Source organism: Sediminibacillus terrae (assembly GCF_009602435.1).
Taxonomy (GTDB): Bacteria; Bacillota; Bacilli; order Bacillales; family Amphibacillaceae; genus Sediminibacillus; species Sediminibacillus terrae.
This window is the reverse complement of the sequence record NZ_VZDQ01000021.1, coordinates 21,004-39,624: the sequence shown is the minus strand read 5'-3', so window position 1 is coordinate 39,624 and position 18,621 is coordinate 21,004. Positions and strand designations below refer to the sequence as shown.

At 41.7% G+C, this 18,621-nt stretch carries 22 protein-coding genes and 1 pseudogene; 11 read left to right on the top strand and 12 right to left on the bottom strand.

The window, feature by feature from the left end:
* Positions 1 to 51 precede the first annotated feature (51 nt).
* The 4 genes from F6X55_RS06250 to F6X55_RS06235 all read left to right on the top strand — a co-directional run bounded on the left by F6X55_RS06250 (position 52) and on the right by F6X55_RS06235 (position 2,863).
* Positions 52 to 903 carry a metallophosphoesterase gene (locus F6X55_RS06250; RefSeq protein WP_153462461.1) on the top strand — a complete coding sequence of 284 codons (852 nt, stop codon included), beginning with the start codon at positions 52 to 54 and terminating at the stop codon, positions 901 to 903.
* 104 nt (positions 904 to 1,007) lie between these two features.
* Positions 1,008 to 1,586, top strand: a complete 579-nt coding sequence (locus F6X55_RS06245) for an SCO family protein (protein ID WP_153462459.1) — start codon at positions 1,008 to 1,010, stop codon at positions 1,584 to 1,586.
* A gap of 87 nt (positions 1,587 to 1,673) precedes the next feature.
* Positions 1,674 to 2,147 (top strand): YkyB family protein, encoded by a 474-nt coding sequence (locus F6X55_RS06240; RefSeq protein ID WP_153462457.1) that lies wholly within the window; start codon positions 1,674 to 1,676, stop codon positions 2,145 to 2,147.
* 395 nt (positions 2,148 to 2,542) lie between these two features.
* Entirely contained in the window at positions 2,543 to 2,863 is a 321-nt protein-coding gene (locus tag F6X55_RS06235) for a hypothetical protein (protein WP_153462455.1), read from the top strand.
* Positions 2,864 to 3,016: 153 nt separating this feature from the next.
* On the opposite strand, the gene F6X55_RS06230 is transcribed toward F6X55_RS06235, so the two are convergent.
* The 3 genes from F6X55_RS06230 to F6X55_RS06220 all read right to left on the bottom strand — a co-directional run bounded on the left by F6X55_RS06230 (position 3,017) and on the right by F6X55_RS06220 (position 4,821).
* Positions 3,017 to 3,400 carry a hypothetical protein gene (locus F6X55_RS06230; RefSeq protein ID WP_153462453.1) on the bottom strand — a complete coding sequence of 128 codons (384 nt, stop codon included), beginning with the start codon at positions 3,398 to 3,400 and terminating at the stop codon, positions 3,017 to 3,019.
* Between the two features lie 61 nt (positions 3,401 to 3,461).
* A complete protein-coding gene (locus F6X55_RS06225; protein ID WP_337189822.1) occupies positions 3,462 to 4,337 on the bottom strand; it encodes a patatin-like phospholipase family protein in 876 nt (291 codons plus the stop codon).
* A gap of 346 nt (positions 4,338 to 4,683) precedes the next feature.
* Entirely contained in the window at positions 4,684 to 4,821 is a 138-nt protein-coding gene (locus tag F6X55_RS06220; RefSeq protein WP_268744588.1) for an FbpB family small basic protein, read from the bottom strand.
* Positions 4,822 to 4,929: 108 nt separating this feature from the next.
* On the opposite strand from F6X55_RS06220, the gene F6X55_RS06215 reads away from it, so the two are divergent.
* A complete protein-coding gene (locus tag F6X55_RS06215) occupies positions 4,930 to 6,087 on the top strand; it encodes an aminotransferase A (RefSeq protein WP_026570530.1) in 1,158 nt (385 codons plus the stop codon).
* A gap of 233 nt (positions 6,088 to 6,320) precedes the next feature.
* Here F6X55_RS06215 and F6X55_RS06210 read toward each other — a convergent pair whose 3' ends face one another.
* Together F6X55_RS06210 and F6X55_RS20190 are read right to left on the bottom strand one after the other, a co-directional pair.
* The gene (locus tag F6X55_RS06210) at positions 6,321 to 6,491 is read right to left on the bottom strand and encodes an aspartyl-phosphate phosphatase Spo0E family protein (RefSeq protein WP_081704527.1); all 171 of its coding nucleotides are present in this window, start codon (positions 6,489 to 6,491) and stop codon (positions 6,321 to 6,323) included.
* 89 nt (positions 6,492 to 6,580) lie between these two features.
* The gene (locus tag F6X55_RS20190; RefSeq protein WP_035426735.1) at positions 6,581 to 6,772 is read right to left on the bottom strand and encodes an aspartyl-phosphate phosphatase Spo0E family protein; all 192 of its coding nucleotides are present in this window, start codon (positions 6,770 to 6,772) and stop codon (positions 6,581 to 6,583) included.
* Between the two features lie 205 nt (positions 6,773 to 6,977).
* Between F6X55_RS20190 and F6X55_RS06200 the strand changes: the two genes are divergently transcribed.
* From F6X55_RS06200 to F6X55_RS20400, 4 genes and pseudogenes are all read left to right on the top strand, one after another.
* The gene (locus F6X55_RS06200) at positions 6,978 to 7,334 is read left to right on the top strand and encodes a PilZ domain-containing protein (RefSeq protein ID WP_026771424.1); all 357 of its coding nucleotides are present in this window, start codon (positions 6,978 to 6,980) and stop codon (positions 7,332 to 7,334) included.
* A 350-nt stretch (positions 7,335 to 7,684) separates the two neighbouring features.
* On the top strand, positions 7,685 to 8,842 hold the full coding sequence (locus F6X55_RS06195) for a zinc-ribbon domain-containing protein (RefSeq protein ID WP_153462451.1): 1,158 nt from the start codon (positions 7,685 to 7,687) through the stop codon (positions 8,840 to 8,842).
* A 27-nt stretch (positions 8,843 to 8,869) separates the two neighbouring features.
* Complete coding sequence (locus F6X55_RS06190; RefSeq protein WP_153462449.1) at positions 8,870 to 10,039, top strand: S1C family serine protease; 1,170 nt, start codon at positions 8,870 to 8,872, stop codon at positions 10,037 to 10,039.
* A gap of 298 nt (positions 10,040 to 10,337) precedes the next feature.
* Positions 10,338 to 10,418: pseudogene (locus F6X55_RS20400) on the top strand (YjcZ family sporulation protein); the annotation flags it as partial.
* A gap of 70 nt (positions 10,419 to 10,488) precedes the next feature.
* On the opposite strand, the gene F6X55_RS06180 reads toward F6X55_RS20400, so the two are convergent.
* The gene (locus F6X55_RS06180) at positions 10,489 to 11,757 is read right to left on the bottom strand and encodes a putative bifunctional diguanylate cyclase/phosphodiesterase (protein ID WP_161993062.1); all 1,269 of its coding nucleotides are present in this window, start codon (positions 11,755 to 11,757) and stop codon (positions 10,489 to 10,491) included.
* A 235-nt stretch (positions 11,758 to 11,992) separates the two neighbouring features.
* Positions 11,993 to 12,403 carry a YwpF-like family protein gene (locus F6X55_RS06175; RefSeq protein ID WP_026570533.1) on the bottom strand — a complete coding sequence of 137 codons (411 nt, stop codon included), beginning with the start codon at positions 12,401 to 12,403 and terminating at the stop codon, positions 11,993 to 11,995.
* Between the two features lie 304 nt (positions 12,404 to 12,707).
* On the opposite strand from F6X55_RS06175, the gene F6X55_RS06170 reads away from it, so the two are divergent.
* Positions 12,708 to 13,037 (top strand): hypothetical protein, encoded by a 330-nt coding sequence (locus F6X55_RS06170; protein WP_153462445.1) that lies wholly within the window; start codon positions 12,708 to 12,710, stop codon positions 13,035 to 13,037.
* A gap of 435 nt (positions 13,038 to 13,472) precedes the next feature.
* Here the strand turns inward: F6X55_RS06170 and F6X55_RS06165 are convergent, their stop codons facing one another.
* The 4 genes from F6X55_RS06165 to F6X55_RS06150 form a co-directional block, all read right to left on the bottom strand.
* Positions 13,473 to 14,525 (bottom strand): DctP family TRAP transporter solute-binding subunit, encoded by a 1,053-nt coding sequence (locus F6X55_RS06165; RefSeq protein WP_153462443.1) that lies wholly within the window; start codon positions 14,523 to 14,525, stop codon positions 13,473 to 13,475.
* 15 nt (positions 14,526 to 14,540) lie between these two features.
* A complete protein-coding gene (locus F6X55_RS06160; RefSeq protein ID WP_153462441.1) occupies positions 14,541 to 15,821 on the bottom strand; it encodes a TRAP transporter large permease in 1,281 nt (426 codons plus the stop codon).
* Positions 15,818 to 16,357, bottom strand: coding sequence for a TRAP transporter small permease (locus F6X55_RS06155; protein WP_026570536.1), 540 nt, complete (start codon positions 16,355 to 16,357; stop codon positions 15,818 to 15,820). Before F6X55_RS06155 ends, F6X55_RS06160 begins: the two co-directional genes overlap by 4 nt.
* Before the next feature lie 482 nt (positions 16,358 to 16,839).
* Positions 16,840 to 17,418 (bottom strand): class I SAM-dependent methyltransferase, encoded by a 579-nt coding sequence (locus tag F6X55_RS06150; protein ID WP_026570537.1) that lies wholly within the window; start codon positions 17,416 to 17,418, stop codon positions 16,840 to 16,842.
* 165 nt (positions 17,419 to 17,583) lie between these two features.
* On the opposite strand from F6X55_RS06150, the gene F6X55_RS06145 reads away from it, so the two are divergent.
* Entirely contained in the window at positions 17,584 to 17,766 is a 183-nt protein-coding gene (locus tag F6X55_RS06145) for a hypothetical protein (protein ID WP_026570538.1), read from the top strand.
* A 248-nt stretch (positions 17,767 to 18,014) separates the two neighbouring features.
* On the opposite strand, the gene F6X55_RS06140 is transcribed toward F6X55_RS06145, so the two are convergent.
* Positions 18,015 to 18,413, bottom strand: a complete 399-nt coding sequence (locus F6X55_RS06140) for a hypothetical protein (RefSeq protein WP_026771430.1) — start codon at positions 18,411 to 18,413, stop codon at positions 18,015 to 18,017.
* Positions 18,414 to 18,621 lie beyond the last annotated feature (208 nt).

Below are 18,621 nucleotides of genomic sequence, written 5' to 3'. Positions count from 1 at the left end.
CATGCTATAATGCTACTAGATTAATCTAGCATAAGAAGGGTTTGGACATAGATGAACCGCAGATCATTCCTTAAAAAAATGGCAGCTTCTGTCCTTGCATTGTTCGGTGTGGGAGGAGGAACCTACTATTATGCCAGAGAGATAGAACCTGGCATGCTCAAACTTCATAAAGAAACACTCACTTCTGATAAAATCCCTAAATCTTTCGATGGGTTAAAAATACTGCAGTTTTCTGATACACATGTCGGTTTTCATTATTCACTAGAGCAATTAGACCAGCTATCAGCGGAAATCAACAGTCATGACCCGGATATTGTCTTGTTCACAGGAGACTTAGTAGATGAACCGGATCAGTTTGAATGGGATCAGAGGATAAAAAATGTCTTGAAAAAAATCCATGGGCCGGAGGGAAAGTTTTGGATTTACGGCAACCATGATCACGGGGGTTATGGGACAGAAATAGTAAGAGAAGCCATGGATGCCGGCGGCTTCAAGCTTTTACAAAACAATCATGCGATCTTGACGAAAGGCGATGACTCCATCACCCTGGCAGGGGTGGACGATGTGATGCTCGGTCGTCCTGACTTGAGTAAGGCTTTGGAAGGGACCGATCCAGATGCTTTTACGATGGTGATGATTCATGAACCGGACTATGCGGACAAAGCAAAACAATATCCGATAGATGTACAGTTTTCCGGGCACAGTCACGGGGGGCAAGTGCAAATTCCATTGGTCGGGCATATTTACACACCCGCCTACGCGGAGAAATATGTTGAAGGGAATTACCGGATTGGAGATCGCTTGCAGTTGTATGTTAGCAGAGGGATAGGGACCACCAGGCTTCCCTACCGTTTTTTATGTGCTCCTGAAATCACTCTTTTTCAACTACAATCGAAACAGTAGCACGACGCTAAAAAAGATACGTCACAGAACGGACATAGTATTTTTTAACCAGCCATGCTAAAATGATGGACAAACAGATCAAGGATTCACGGAGGTTTTTGGAGATGAGCATAAAAAGGATGACAATGGCCGCAGGGATTTTTTCTCTGCTATTCTTGGCTGCCTGCGGACCAAAATATGAAGGGGACTTTTCCTATGAAGTCGAACCTTTTTCCTATAAAAACCAAGATGGCAATACAGTTTCCAAAGAGGATTTGGACGGTCAGTTTTGGGTGGCTGATATGATATTCACTAACTGTGAAACAGTTTGTCCTCCAATGACAGCTAACATGGCTCGTCTCCAGGATAAATTAAAAGAGGAAAACCTGGATGTACGTCTTGTTTCTTTCAGTATCGATCCAGAACACGATTCTCCTGAAAAGTTGAAACAGTATAGCAAAGAACGCGGAGGCGAATTCGACAATTGGGACTTGCTTACGGGATATGAATTTTCCGAAATAAAAGAGTTCTCGATTAATTCATTCAAAGCATTAGTCGAAGAATTGGATGATTCCGATCAATATTTACACGCAACAAGCTTTTACTTGGTTTCTCCGGAAGGAAATGCCATCAAAGCTTATGATGGCACTAAAGCAGCGCAAATGGACAAAATAGTAGAAGACATTAAAAAAATGAGCAACTAAGGGACTTTCCATCAGGCCGGGGTTTTCTCCCTGGCCCGGATATTATTTCCCATTTACCTCTAACTCGTTGAAAAGGAGGACAGTTATATGAATAACAAAACGAACAGTCTGAATGATATTGCCAAAGCGCTGTTCATTGTGAATCGCCATGCAAAGACTGCCCCGAATCCCCGGCAGTTGTACGATATGAAAAAGCAGGCAATCAACAAATTGCTTGAGGAAAAACACGCCGAAAAAATCGGCTTGCATTTCTCTGACCGACCGAAGTTAAGTCGGCAACACTCCACACTGCTGGTCAAAGTAAGCGACTTTTACTTTCATGTCCCGCCTGCCAAACAAGATTTCCAAGAAGTGAAACATCTTGGCGCGACTGACAAAGATTTTCGCAATCCGAAGCCGCAAATGAGCCTGACGCAGGCGAAAAAAATACTCTCCTCTTATTTGGGATGGTCTTTTCCTGATAAAAAGGAAACCGATCGTAAACAACCTTCTTCTTATTATACTCCCTCTTCACTCGGCCAGTGGGAAAGACGGCCGCGAAGAAAACAAAAAAAGCACTGACCAACCAAGACTTCAACTGATTGATGGGCACATAGCATAAAAAACCGAAGGAATTCGAATGTTTTAGACTTCGAGTTCCTTCGGTTTTTGCCTTTTTAGAGTGAAATGGTGCGTAGTAAAGGAAATAAGCCAAGACCTTTTAAAAAAACAGGCGTCCGAGACTCTGCGGCGGCTTTGCGAGAAGGCTCGGACGTTCGTTCGCGGAAAGCGAGTTTATTTCCTCTGCGGCTTGAGAATAATAGCCTTTTTGATGGAAGGAGCCTTTCGAGAAGGAGTTAGTGGCTTTAAAAATCACACCATACATTGGACAGAGAACCATTTGTTTTACCTGAGAGCGATTTATTGGTTTAGTTCGGTTTCCATTCGGAAATGGTTTTGTAAAAGGAGGTTTTCGTATGCTGGAGTTACAGGATTTTCTCTATGAGCTGAATAAATATATGGATCAATCTTCCACTCTTAAAGACGCTTTTAACAGACTGACAGAAACAGAGAAGCAGTTAGTTTTATCACAATCTCCGATACTTCACCGGTGGAATTGGCAGAAAATGCGATTAAATGGCACACCGCCATGCAGAAGGAGATGGGCGTCACAGGGGAAGAATAACAGACGCCGTGATTCTTCCATCTCCTATAAAAACAAAGCCGAGCACATCCAATGTCATGCAATCTTAGAAAAACTCGGCCCTTCTCTTTTTGACGACATCATAGCAGGCTGAGTCATACAATACCTCAATAATATCAAACAGACTGCAAACGGAAAATAAACAACACGGCTACCATATATCCTCTATAGTATGAAAAGGGGTATAAATCCATAAAAAATTCCTTTCTTCGCCATGTTGCAGAAAGGAATTTTTTACCGTTTCCCATTACGATCCGGCTTGTTTATTAAAATGTTTAACCATCGTTTTGATGACTTTCAGCACGCATAAACAAGCTCCGAACAACACAAAACCGAGCAAAAGATAGGATAGCTGGCCGCCTCGACCTTGGACCCCTTCCCCAGTTGGCCGAATAAGGAGCAGCAAGGAAGACAGCAACAATATTCCGCCGATCAGATAGGCTATTAAATCATCCCATTTCAGCAAAACCATAAACCTTACCAACGGCCTGATCAGCCAAAAACAAATCAAAATAGTGACGAAACCCAATATAACATACAAATAATCATCTGAAATTCCTAAAGTATGCAGTTGATTTTTATTCACGATGGAAGTAAAACCGAATTCAGATTTATCAATCCAAGTGTTCATAGGCTCACCTCTTCATTCCCTTTGATTTCAGCCTATCCACCTGCATCAGACTTTATACTTCTCAGGACATGAGAGGCTCTTCCACAGGACTGGCAAAGCGAATAACCGCCTCTTCTTGCTGTTTCCCTTCCTGATAACCTTGCTGATAAAGTGCATCCAATTTGGACTTGTTTCGTTCGATTCTGCCTACTTCCAATGGCTGTTTCGGCCGAATAATATATACTTGGTCATTTCTTTCCATCTCTTCCAGCCGCTTCACCATCTCATTGTACCGTTTATATCGATTTTGCATGGCTGTGACAAGCGCAGGATGTTCTTTAAATGACCGTTTCAACAACCAGGAAAATTTCATTGGTTTTTTCACATAGCCCTGATTTCGGGTGAGCACCACTACATGCTTACGGTTTCCCGCATCGATTGATGGCTGCAAGGGAATGGGATCAACGATTCCTCCATCCATTAAATTCCTGCCTTGTACGGAGATGCTAGGTGCGACAAAGGGAAGGGAACTGGAAGCACGGATGATAGTAAGTAATTCTTCATTCGAGTGAAAAGTATCATGGTATACTGGTTCCCCCGTGTCGATATCAGTGGTGCTAACCACAAAACGGATATTGCTGTTAAAAAAAGAGGCGAAGTCAAAAGGAACAAGCTGATTCGGCAGAACATCAAAAATAAAATCCATTCCGAACAGCTCTTTCCTCGTAACAGCTCTTTTTAGTGAGATATACTCTGGATGGCTTCCATATTCGACCAATACTTTATAATTCCGCCCGCGTTGCCCCGCTACATAGGAAGTAGCATTACAAGCCCCAGCTGAAGCGCCTGCAACAAAAGGGAAAACAATCCCGCTGTCATGAAAAGCATCTAACACCCCAGCTGTATAGGCACCTCTCATGCCGCCTCCTTCCAGTACCAAACCGACTTCCTGCATCATATAGACACATCCTTTGACAAATTTGCTTAATTGGAAATTACTAGGTTCAAAATAGGAATATTATATCGAATTTATGCATTTCAAGCAAATATTAAAAACGGGGAATGCGGGGAAAAGAAAATCCGCTGGAAAAACCGTCCAATTTAAGCGAAAATAGTTGTTCCATCACGATCCTATCCAGCTAACAACAAAAAAAGCAAAGGAAAAACCGAACGGGCACGGAGGGCTGGCATCGGTGCACGTTCGGTTTTCCTGGCTTATTCCTTTGTCCTTGACAATGTCGGTTCCTTGGCCTTTCTGGTTTTAGATTACTCTGTATTATGGTATCATCAGTTTACCAGTCAGGTTATTTGGTTCTTTTTATTTGTTTTGCATCGAGTTTCTTTTCCATTTTTGCCATTTCTTGAGGGTTTTTTAACAACTCCTCTTTATTTCTCTTCACCAGTTCGGTGAAAGCGGAAGGACGATTTCGCAAAACGATCACCCCTTATATACTTGATTGATTCTCTCTCTATCTCATTATACTAAAATAATACCTTGCATTTATCATAATTGTGTGAACAATTAGAGAACTTTTCAGGAGGTCGGAAATGTGGAACATCTTCTAAATGACCAAGTAAAATCCTTGCAAATATCAGGAATCAGAAAGTTTTTCAACATGGTAAGTGATAAGCAGGACATCGTCTCCCTGACAATCGGGCAGCCTGATTTCCCTACTCCTGATCATGTGAAAAACGCCGGCATACAAGCGATCGATCAAAATCAGACAACTTACACACATAACGCCGGTTTGCTCCCTTTGCGTCAGGCAATCACCGACTTCGCAAAAGATAATTACCAGTTATCCTACAATCCGAGCAATGAAGTCATCGTCACAGTCGGGGCTTCCCAAGCAATCGATATTACCTTGAGGACGATTATCGAAACAGGGGATGAAGTGATCCTCCCCTCCCCTGTTTATCCAGGGTACGAACCCTTAATCCGCCTGGCGGGCGGAACGCCTGTCCACGTCGATACTCGCCCAAACTTTTTTAAACTGACGAAAGATTTGATTGAAACGCACATCACGAATAAAACAAAATGTATCATCCTCCCGTATCCCTCCAATCCGACGGGAATGAGTCTTAACAGGCAAGAACTTCAGGAGATTGCCGATTTGTTGGCTGACAAAGACATTTTTATTCTGGCAGATGAGATTTACAGTGAACTCGTATATGAGCATGAACATATCTCACTCGGTACATTTTCTCAAGTCAGGGAGAAAACCATCATAATCAACGGCGTGTCAAAATCCCACTCTATGACTGGATGGCGCATCGGCTACTTGCTGTGTCCCGCATGGCTATGTCAACATATACTGAAAGTTCATCAATATAACGTATCCTGTGCCACCTCCATCAGTCAGCATGCTGCAATAGCAGCATTGAAAAACGGTCGACAAGACCCTATTGAAATGAGACATCAGTATAGAAAAAGACGTGATTATGTATATGAACGACTGGTGAATATGGGGTTGAACGTCATCAAACCTGACGGGGCTTTTTATTTCTTCATCGGTATAGAACTAGATGGAATTTCCTCATATGAGTTAGCGTCAAGATTAGTTGAGGAAGCAGGGCTGGCTCTTGTTCCAGGCGATGCTTTTTCAGAAGGGGGACAAGGGTTTCTGCGTCTTTCTTATGCCTATGATTTGCACACATTAGAAGAAGGACTGAACAGACTGGAGAAGTTTTTGGAGCGAAACATGTAAAAAAGCCGGGTGCTTGGTGCTTGCTAAAGTTGAACACTATGCATTCCTTGTATGAGGTTCTTCGTCACACAAGGAATGCATCAGCATGATTACTATCTTCTGTCAAAACAGAAGACTTCCTACTTGCCGATTGTCATCCCCTCCTTTTCCTTTGGCGGCATCCGCAACGCCAATTCGCTCCCTTTCCCTCTCGGCAGGTTCCGTTTTACATTTAGCTGAGGTACTTTGCTTTTCTACGATCTATGCTTGTTTTTTTTACTCTTTTCATAGGTGTTTAATAAGTGGTCCAATTCCTGGCTTAATGAAATGGATTCATTGCTTGTGAAGCCTTTGCGGAGGGCGACGCTGGTCATCTTGTTGCGTAAGTATTCGATTTTTTCCAAAAGCGACTGAGAATTATCCATCTTCGGCCTGGTTACCCTCCTAACAGCTTGCTGATTTCATTCCTCCATTTGCTTTTCTGGATGTAGTTAGCTTGTCTTTCTCTGGAATCTCACTTGATCACTTGTCGGACTCGTGTATACTGATTAAGCAAACCATCGAGTTCTTGACTGATTTTCAGGGTAATGAGACTGGATAGCCCATTTGTGTTTGCCGCCTGAATCATTTGTCTTCGTTTTTCAGCAATCGATTCTTGCAAATAATGTATTTCTCTTCCCGCTATATTCCCCTTCAACGTTCCCAAGACCTTTCACTTTTTCTTTTTTTGAACCTACATGATTATGTCAGAGGAACTAGGATAAGTAAAGGGAATCGCAAAATTAGACAAAATTTTATAACAATTTATGATAAAATAAAAAGATAGGCAGATATTTCGACAATATCACCTATCCACGTAAAACATTATTATAGACCAGATTCAAGGTACTATTTTCCTGGGAGGATTACAGATGTACTATAAACGCAACGAGGCATACCGGTATACGTTTGCCTCTCCTATAAACGGGAAGATAAAAATTCTCACCGAAAACGAAAAAACGATCCACCACACTTCCGTTCTCGACGTCAGCATGAATGGCATCAGGGTTAAACAGGGGCAAGCTTGTCCCCTAAAAAAAGGAGATATGGTACAAGTTACTTTCCAATTAATGAAAACAGATTGTCAGGCTGTCGGAACAGTCGTTTGGGAAAAACGCCATTACAATCATCATATTTTCGGTATAAAACTGAACGATGATGAAGATTACCAGAAGCATATCACCCGTCTGCTGAAACAACTGGTCAAAACTCCCCATACAGGTGATTGACATGCAAAACCTCCCATTTTAAAACGGGAGGTTTTATCGCTTAAGCTTCCTTTAACTGTTATCAAATATGCAGTATCCGATATTCAAAAGAAGAATTCCGACTGAAACGATTGCCAAAGCAGTACTTATCATCCTCTACACCTCCGATTCTATTGTAATCAATAGTTTCCTATCCGGCAACATCTCCATCAAACTTTGCTGAATTGCCTGTCTTTCTTGATTATTTTTCCCCCATAACCCAAAAATTTATTAACAAATAATGGGTACGGATGTTGCCCGGATTGTGGTAAACTATTCTTTGGGACTCGCGACATAAAACTAGTTTCCCAGAAAAGAAAGCGGGTGTGCTAATGCTTTATTGCCCATATTGTGGAAGCAAAACGAACGATGACGAACTGTTTTGTATTCAATGCGGAAAAAAATTACCGGAGGATCGCTATGATCGTGTTGCAGAACCGACGATCAGCAAACGGATTTGGTATTTACCGGTCGCCTCCTTCATTATCACTATAGTGGCTGTCGGTTTTGGCTATTTTTATTTACAGCATCAGTCTCATCAGGCCAAGGAAGCATTTAAGGCTGGTGAAGAAAAAGCCTTGGATGGTGCATACGACGAAGCGCTCGTCCATTTTAAAACAGCTCTTCGGGAAAAAGAGAATTTCCCTGCTGCCCTTGAAAATAAATCATTTATGGAGGTTGCCCTCCAATCAAAGCTGGACTTAAAACAAGCAGCAGATTATGCATCAGAGGAAAACTACCAAAAATCTCTGGAAAAGATAGATGAAGCAGAAAATAATTTAAAGGTCTACGACGGAGAAGCAGTCGATGTCATTATAGACGAAGTCGTTGAAAAACGAAGTGAAATACAGCTTAATCAATTACAAGAAGCGATGGAAAAAGATCCCTCGATTGAAAAGTTGAAAACATTATTATGGCAAGCAAAGGCGATCAATAGTGAAGAAGCGGAAAACATCTCCGCAAGCATAGAAGAACAAATCATTTCTTACATTTTCTCGACGGCGAATGAACAGTTGTCCCAAAAACAATTCACCGACGCAAGGGATGTCGTGGAAGAAGGGCTGAATTATGTTCCCGATTCAGACAAACTGCAAAGCTTGCAAACCACTATAGAAAAAGAAAAAACAGCCTTCGAAACAGAACAGCAAAACCGAATCGAACAAGCGGTTACCGCTGCAGAAAAAGAACAGGATCAAAATAAAAATGACGCCGTCGAAATGACCGAGGTGTCCATTTCCAAGGATGAACAAGGAAATGCCGTAGTCAGTGGTAAACTGAAAAGTATCGCCACGGTCCCGGTTTATTCCATATCGGTTGATTATAAGATTCTCGATCCAGATGGCGATGAGTTGTTGACCAATGAAGTATATGTATATCCGGATACCCTCTACCCAGGAGAGGAAGGCAAGTTTGAGTTCACTCATTTTGATACCAAAGCAAAGGATACTTCCAATGTAGAAATCGAGAAAGTAAAATGGTTCCTCGACTAATGACTTACAGAAAGACGGAGTGAGATAATGAAAAACAGAAAATTTATACTTCCGGTTCTTTTAACCGTTTTGTTTCTATTTATCGGAGCGGCAGGAGTGTTTCTGATGTACCAAAAGTGGGATGGACGATCACTGGAATTGAAAAACACGCTTGCTCACCAAGTTGAAGAACAGCAGGACACAGTGAATTTAAAATCGATTATTCACCAATCACAAAAAAACGTCGTCCAGGTAGAAGCGTTGGATAAATGGAATGAAAAAATCGGTTCCGGATTTTTATATAATGACAAAGGCGATATCATAACCAACGCCCATGTGGTCGAAGAAGCCGAAACGATCTATGTCAAAACCGCAAATGCTCAAACTTACACTGCAGCCTTGGTGGGAAAAGGGGATAACCTCGATATCGCTGTCATTCGTGTTCCTCAACTCGCCAATCAGTCTCCAGCGATTCTCGACACTAGTTTCGAGGCTGAACTGGGAGATGAAATTCTTGCTGTCGGCAGTCCACTAGGCTTTCAAAACTCTGTTACATTGGGAATAATTTCCGGGCTGAATCGTTCCTTTGAAATTGATGGTTTTGATTATGAGAATGCTTATCAAATCTCTGCACAAATCAATCACGGAAACAGCGGCGGTCCCCTCATAAATCGCGCTTCCGGTAAAGTGATTGCCGTCAATTCTGCCGGAATGGATGATGGAAGTATGGGATTCAGCATCCCGATGGAGCAAGTGATCGACCAAGCAAAACAATGGTCAGAACAAGCAGACAAAAAGAATCTGGATTACGAAAGTGCTATTGCCAACGCTCAAGAATTGGATCCAGATAAGTTAAAAGAAGACGCTAAATATATGATCAACTATTTTTTCGAAAGTATCTCCATCCGTGATTTCATCAATGCATATACCCTGCTCGGCAGTGACTGGCAAACGGAAACGAGCTACCAGCAATTCCGTGAGGATTACATCTATATCGTGGATACCAAGACATCGGAAATGGATATCCAATTTAACGAAGATAACAACCGTGCAGAAGTAAACATGGAAGTGAAGCATGAAGAGCGCAGCAGCCCTGATAAAGTTTTTACAAGAGTTTACCATTACCGTTTTGAAGCAGGTTATGAAAACGATCAAGTCCGGCTGCTGAAAGGAAAGCGTGAACTGATCAGCGAAGAAGAAAAAAACAGTGAAGAATGAAATACCGACGACTTTCCACTAATGGAAGAGTCGGCTGGATGACCAACAATCAGAAAAGGACTGCTTCCAAAGGTTGAAGTGTATGTTGAAACAGTCCTTTTTCCGCAATAAGCTTTTCCCTTATCCCTCCCGCCCAATTCCTGCTTTACTTTCTTTCTAATAGGCATACGTCCATACAAACCATCCGCACTTTCCATATAGTAAATTGTAAACATTCAGGAGGTGAGTATGTATGTCCTTTGGTTACCCTTATGGTGGAGGTTACTGCGGCGGAGGCAACGTCGGCGGCTATTATGGCGGCGGCTATGGTAACTCCTTTGCTTTGATCGTAGTTCTCTTCATTTTACTCATCATCGTTGGTGCAGCTTTCTACTGCTAATTGAACCTCATTCAACCATCTAACAAAAACAGCCCCCCGGTCGTCGGGGGGTTTGTTTGATTTTATCCCTTCACTGTGCTTGCAAAAGCAACTCGCTTGCTTCCTTGAGGGGAAGTGGTTTATAAAAATAATAACCTTGCACCTCATCACAATTTTCCTTTTCCAGGAAAACAAGCTGTTCCTTTGTTTCCACACCTTCCGCTATCACTTTCATTTCCATGGAATGGGACATGCTGATAATTGATTTTACAATTGCCTGGTTATGTTGTACTTCTTGTTTCATGAACATTTTATCGATTTTCAACTTACTGATTGGAAATATACTCAAGTATCTCAAAGAGGAATAGCCCGTACCAAAGTCGTCGATGGAAAGGTGAACACCTAGATCTTTCAACTGCATGAGATTGTCCAACACCTCATTGTTTTGGAAAATTGCTGCACTCTCTGTGATTTCAAGCTCCAAATACGCAGCAGAAAGACCGGTTTCAGCCAGTATTCCTTTCACCTTTTCTGCCATCCCGGGTTGTTGTAACTGCTTTGCTGATAAATTGACGCCGATAAGTCCGCGGTAAGTTCCACTACTATGCCATTGTTTATTTCGTCTGCATGCTTCCCGTAAAACCCATTCGCCCAATTCAATCATCATTCCGCTGCTTTCAGCCAATGGTATGAAGTGATCTGGCGGGATATAGCCTTCATCGGGATGTTTCCATCTTAATAAAGCCTCACATCCGACGATCCCTCCCGTTTTTATGTCTTTCTGCGGCTGGTAATGGAGTTCGAATTGATTTGCTTTTAATGCTTTTCTCAAAGAAAACTCCAGGTTGAATGTGTCCTTCCATGTAGTGAGGATATCCGGACTGAAAAAGTGAAAATTACTTCCCGGTTTCTCTTTTATTAACGTCCATGCCATCTCCGCTCCTTTGATCAACTCGGTTCGGGACTTTCCTTGATCGAAATCCTGGCAAATACCCAAACTCACAGTCAAAAAAATTTCTGTTCCATTCATCAAGAAAGGTTCCGAAAATCCTTCGATGACCTTGCGGGCCAGTTGTTCAGCCGCCTTCTTACTAGGGAGACCATGAACATGAAGTAACAACCCTTCGCCTCCCTCTGTCACCACTATTTCTGAACAAAAATGATGAATCCTGTCAGCACATTTCCTGAGAAAACCTGTCTCATTCTTTACATTATATGTATAAAAAATCTGTCTTAAAGAATCCAAACCAATATAAAAAACAGTTAGAGATCGATCAACGGTCTTGCCAGCTTTGTGTGAAAATTGGTGTTTTGTCGGAAATCGCAGATACTCCTTTTCTTCTTCTGGTTTGTTTACCATAGTGACAGGCCCCCTCAAGTTCATGATTCATTCCAGGCTACTATCTGTCCCCTCGAAGGAACGTTGACTGTGTGCTGCAAATAACGGAAAGGTCTTGAGTCCGATCATTCCAAGGAAGACAGCCAGCAGACGACTTTTGAAAAATTCCAAAAAATGAGCCGGGACAGCTCACGTAAGGATCGGATCAAAGCGCACCGGCCGTTTTCACCAACAGCCGGCGTTGCCGGGACAGTTTTCACACCCTGTCTTTAAATTCATCAAGCAATTCGTCTCCCTGATAACCTTCTTCTATCAATGTTTTTAATGTACGCTCTATCTCTCCCTTTTTACGGTCGACAAGGGTGCTCAAAAACAGCACATTGATATGTTCACCAATTGTGTTGATATCGGTTATAGAAGCCATGAAAGTAGCCGGCTGGTTACTTTCTTTGGTAATCTTCCCCTGTAACATCACTTGTTCATTCTCTTCTTTTAATGCATGGAAATACGACTCATAAGACTTGTCCAAATAAGCTTCGAGCAGCCAACGGTTTTGGTCATCTTCCCGGTTGATGATCAACCCGTCAAGCAAAGGAATGTTCCGTGGACGGATTTCCTCATGTTGATCTTCCAGCACGTCAAGAGAAATTAGTTTAAATGTTTTCATGATTTCCTCCTAACCAATTTGATCGGACCTGCAATATGTGAAGGCTGCTTGTTTCTATAACCAGCCAATTTCTTACTCCATTGTACCAAAAACTGCTGCGTTTCTATATTAAACTAACTGCTGTGATTGTTGTTTGCCTATCTTAATATTTATCGATTCTTCGGGTTTTATCCTTGCAGCACGGGGGTATCTATATACCAACATGAAAAACTTAGTGACCGGCTGGCTTGTTTACTTTGTTACTTATAAGTTCTGCGTGATTAGATAGACAGATCAGACAACAAAAATCGGAGAGGTGATGACCTTGAAAGAAATTACATCCTATCAAGTAGATTTAACTTATCAATTGACAACACATGAAATAATGAACCTGTATCGTTATGTTTCAAAAAGTGCTTATGACGTATATTTATACCAAAACGGGCAGGTGGCCGATGCGGGAAACTTTCCGAAAATGCTTTCTTTTTTCCTGGTAGCTTCAAGTAAAAAGCCGTTGGTAATCGTCATTGATGGTGAAAAACCGGACGAAGGATATCAACATATCAAGCAACTGTTGAACAAAAATATGAAACAAGCAAAAATCAGAAATCGACATAAAGCAGAAGTAGACAATGACATTTCCTTTGTCATTTAAGTAACTTGCTGATAACTTCTTATCAAGAAGTTTATCATATATAATCATCCTTTTCTCCATCTTTACTCGACAAAATCCGACTCAAACGGATTTTGTCTTTTTTATTGGCCGATTTGGCCTGACTCTAAACACGTGATGCGAGTTATGCTTTTTGTGTAAAAAACGGCACTCTTTTTTCCGAAACGGGATCGTACCTTCGACTGCAGAAAGCGAATGATCGTACTGTAAGCAAACGTCCTTTTTCCTGCTTTCACCGTTAAAGTATGAGCACGTTTGATATAGTCGGGAGGCGGCTCCACATTTCTTGCTTCTTCAAGAGTTTCAAAAGTGCGGGGCTTTATTGTAGCTTTGGATGATACTCGATGTTGCCTCCCTTGTGCATAGCAGAATAGCCAGACCGGTGATTCCCATTTCGGGACCAGTCTGGCTATTGTGTCATTTGCTGTTTTTTTCTGCTTCCTCTATCTCCTTCTCCAATTTTGTGATGATTTCTTCCGCATCTCCACCGACTTGATCGATATATTGTTGTCTGACCGGCTTACTCGCTTCACGAAAAGCCTGCCTTTGCTCATCGGTCAATTCGGTGATTTCAATATCACTATTCTTTTCAACTTGTTCTAACGCCTGTTTATTGGTTTCTTCTTGAATCGCAAAGGCCTTCTCCTTCATCTCCGCAACCGTTTCGTCAATCATCTTCCTTACATTCTCAGGAAGTCCTTCGTACAAATCCGGGTTGACCGCTGTGGTGGTCGTATATAGAGAATGTTTAGACATAGTCAGGTACTGCTGCACCTCATAAAATTTCATTTGTTCTATCGCAAACATAGGATTTGTCTGACCTTCGATCATGTTCAACTGCAACCCGCTGTACACCTGTTCATAAGGTACAGGAGTCGGATTTGCCCCATACTGCTCATAAGAAGAAACAATTAACGGAGATGGCATGGTCCGAAATTTCACTCCTGAAAAATCTTCTGGCTGTTCTATTTTAGATTGGGTCGTCCATTGATTGAATCCTTCTGTCCAGTAGGATAATACTTTTATTTTCTTTTCCTCAAATGCATCTGCCAATGGACCATATAGAGCCTCGCTGTTATTCATGATTTGTTTGTTTATTTCCATGTCGTCAGAGAAAAGAAAATGCAGCAGCATCACTTGTGATTCAGGGACGATCGTACCGATATTGCCCGGTGAAATAACTGCAAAGTCAATGGCGCCTATTTGAAGCAGTTCAGCCTGTGTAGTAGCATTACCCAGCTGTCCTACCGGATAGATCTCTATTTTGATGTTTCCGTCGGATTTTTCTTCGATGATTTTTTTGAACTCTTCTACGTAGGTATTTTGGACGGAATCCGGTGATTCTTCATGAGCAAAACGGAACACATACTCCGGAGCATCCTTTCCTCTTGTCGTTTCCGCCCCTCCGGAACCACAAGCAGTCAACAAGAGCAAAATGGAAATCGACATCAATAAAGCTAATTTTCTCATCCTATCACCTTCTCTCTATTCCGAATAAAAGTATTGGTAAGATGTAATGATTTCCGGAAATAAAATAAACAGAGCAGAAGCTGCCACTAAAATAAGTATATACGGCCAGATCCCCTTGATTATTTCTTTATATGGCTGCTGAAAAACAGCTATTGCCGTAAAGATGTCTACTCCGAACGGAGGGGTCGCCGAACCGATTGCAGCCTGCAAGGTTACGATGATTCCGAGTGCTATCGGGTCAACACCTGCATCCATCGCCACTGGATAGAAAATCGGAGTCAAAATCAAAATGACGACCAGAGGATCGACGAACATACAACCGACAAAGAAAAAGACAGCAACAATGAAAAGTACATATGTCGCAGAAGGATCACTTCCCAATACAGCCTCCGTTATTTCCTGGGGCAGTTTTGCATAGGACAAAATCCAACTAAGCGCAGTTCCTGCCGCCACCAATATAAATACTGCAGCAGTAACAATGGCAGTCGATTCTGCTATTTTGGGCAATTCACTTAGTTTTACGTCGCGGTATATCACCACTTCCAACAAGAAAGCATATAAAACAGATACAGCAGCAGCTTCCGTCGGACTGAATATCCCCAAATATATTCCGCCGATAATGACAATCGGGAAACCTAATGGCAATATTGCCTTTTTAAAAGCCCTGCCTCGCTGTTTCCACGTCGCCTTCCTTTCATTACCCAATTTTTTAGCCGTTGCCAAAAAGTAACTATAAAGGGCAAAGAACAAGAAAATGATCAAACCAGGTACAATGCCGGCAATAAATAATTCACCTACAGAAGTTCCGGTAACCACCCCATAGACGATCATCGCTATACTTGGCGGGATCATGAGAGCAAGATCACTCGCATTGATAATAAGCGGGATGGCTTGTTTATCTTTATAACCGATTTCTTTCAGTCTTTCTCTTGTCGGCTTTCCTACAGCAACGACCGTTGCCTGGGTAGAACCAGAGATGGAACCGAACAGAGCGCAGGCGGCAGCAGTCGTGATAGCATAACCACCGCGGATATGTCCAATAAAACTTCCTACAAGATCCAAAAGCCTGGTAGACGTTTTCCCTGAAGACATAATATCAGCTGCAAATATGAACATAGGAACAGCCAAAAGCACAAATGTCTGGATTCCGATGGAGAACTGCTGAATCAGAACCATTGGATTTAATTCAGGAAAAAATATCAAGGCAACTACCAGCGGGGCCGCAATTAACGGTACCATTATCGGGTAACCCAGGAACAAAAGCAGAAACATTATTCCCAATAGCATCCAAATCATGTTGTTTCATCTGCCTCCTTTCTCCCCCATTGGGGGTCTTCCGTACCATCGATCATTTCGTCTTTATACTTGTAATTCAGCCAGCACTCCCTTAAATACTGCAGACCGCTGAACAGAAATCCGATGGGGATAAACAATGTTATCAAATACACCGGAAAACGGAGTGCCGCGGTTACTCTCCCCAACTGGTATAAGGTGATGGTATAGTCTAAAGAAATGTAACATAAGTAAAAAAGCAAGAGGGAGGTTGTGAATGTAATGATCAGTACGAGAATTTTGCGGATTTTAAAAGGCAAAAATTCTACAATTGCCGTCATTTTCAAATGCCTTCCTCTTCTCGCACAATAGCTTAGTCCGATAAAGGTCACGATGATGATAAAAAATTGTCCAACCTCTTCAGCAAAGGTCAGGCTATTTCCCAACATCCGGGCGAATACATTGGCCAACAGTATAATGGTCATCCCGAATATCGCCGAGGTAATAATCCATTTTTCTATCCCAGCCTGAATTTTGTCTATCCTTCTAAACAGATTCATCCTGATCATCCTTTCATTCTTAAGGCCCGGTACTAATAAATACCTGCTTGCGGAAACAAGTAAACTTCCGATTTGCCAAGAAAGCAGGAAAATGGTCATACTCGCTTGCCTGCTACTGCTTATAAAAGGAATAGCCCGGGCCAGCTGGAAAAGAGCCCCTTCCACTAAGCCGCCGGGACGGATTCCTATCTCCCTCAACTTCCTGAAGGAATTAATTTTGTGCTGTAAAATCCGATATAAAAATAAAAGACCAGCTGAATTCAACTGGTCGAATATCCACTATTCTATTGTTTGCATTTTATGCTTTCTCTGTTCCAATTCGATTTCCACTTCATAAATATTCACATTCGTTCCCCCGCTTCTTATAAGTTACTTTCATTATAAAAAGCGGGATGCTTTTTCAAAACGCTATCCAGATGGATTTTGTTTCAGACTCCTGCCCTAGTTTATCTCCGACTGTCAATACAAATTCCGACCTTTTTTCAGATCTGTTTTTCTTTTTCCGCCACCAAGTAATAAATGTTGCTGTTTAAATTCCCCTTCTCGACGTTAAATCCAGTCTTTTCCAACTTTTCCTGAAGGGCTTCTTTAGGAAGACGTACATCCATGGGTGGACCTTCTTCATGATCCGACTTCTCCCATTCTATGATGAGCAGCCTTCCCTCTTCACTGATGACCCGATGGATTTCCTGCAAAGCTTTTTCCAGTTCATCCACTTCATAGAAGACAAATGCAGCGACGCCTCTCTGGAATGAATTATCAGGAAAGTTCAAATAATCGATCCCGCTTGGCATTCTGTCTATATTCTCGAGGCCTTGATCAACAGCTCGATCAGCCAGTTGTACGAGCATTTCCTCTTGGACATCGACCGCAACGACCCGGTCATCGGTTTGTTTTGCTATAGGTATAGTCAAGTAACCATTACCAGCCCCTAAATCAATCACTTTTTCATTTCCCTGCAAACCCAGCAGGTCGATGACTTGATTGATCGGAACCAATTCCTCTCTTTCGGGATTCAGTAATTGATCTGCTTTTTGATAGGAAAATAATTCTCCTGCCATGTTTATCCCCTTTCGCTGATAAGTATACAGGTATGTAGCCTTTTATTTCGTTTTTCAAACACGCTTGGCTTACAAGAAAATGCCGGAAAATTGTGAAATAGGCCGATTAGAAAACAAAAAATAGGGAAAATATAGAAATACCATTCACGAGAGGAGAATACTGTAATGACATGGATTTTTTTACTTATCATACTCGCCTTTGTTATCGGTGTCATTGTATATTTTAAAACAAACGGTAAAAAGAAGAACAGTACTACAGATTTGACGACGGAAGAGTTGGAAGCATTCAATGAGGATTACATCAAACATGGAGCCGAACACGAAACGGATGAAGCCGAAAAATTGTAAAAAGCATTGATGTAGCTTGGACAAAAGCATGATGGCTAATAAAACCGAACGTCATTCGATGGTAAGCACTCGAAGTCGTTCGGTCTTAGTTACGCAATACTATCAAGGAGTGTCCCTGAAAAGCGAAGCACCTTGCCTGGGGCAGATATTTGTCACCTTTGATTGGAAAGAGGATTCTTTTCTATATTCCTATCCAGTTGGTTTTTCACAATTGGATTTTATGGTGTTCCAACTTGAGGTGTTAGGCATTACAGACCTTTTTGTTTGTTTACTTTTTCTTCGATATAAAAACACAAGTCTCCAATCGTTTGAAATTGCTGGAATTCCTTTCCGGCCTGGACGTCCCGCTCATAAACATTCGACAAGTCCCAATAACGCATCAATTCATCGTACGCCTGTCTGAATTTGTTTTTGTCACCTGCAAACATGATGGACAAGTCAGCTTCTGTAGTCAAGAAGTCACTGGCATCGACGCTTTCTTTATCCGCATATTTATAGACATACTTTACGACGATCAAATAAATTTCGTATACAATTCCCTTCGATTGGGCAGTATCTTTCATTCTTTTCTTGGTTCTTTTTTGGTCAAAGTCAATTAAGTCACCCATTGTCAGCACCTTCCCTGCCAATAAATATGTTTTACTCATTTCTATTAACAACCACCTTATAAAATACTCTTACCACTTTTTAAAAATTAGAAACTCTTTCCTTATTGATGTGTATGAAGGTCAGTTCCCTTTCTCCCCACACCGGAGTGGAAGTAAATAATTTCTCTGCATTCAGCCTGAAGAAAAGAGGACCATATTTCTAACTCTTTCCAAGAAACTTTCTGTATAATGATAATAAAGCATTAAA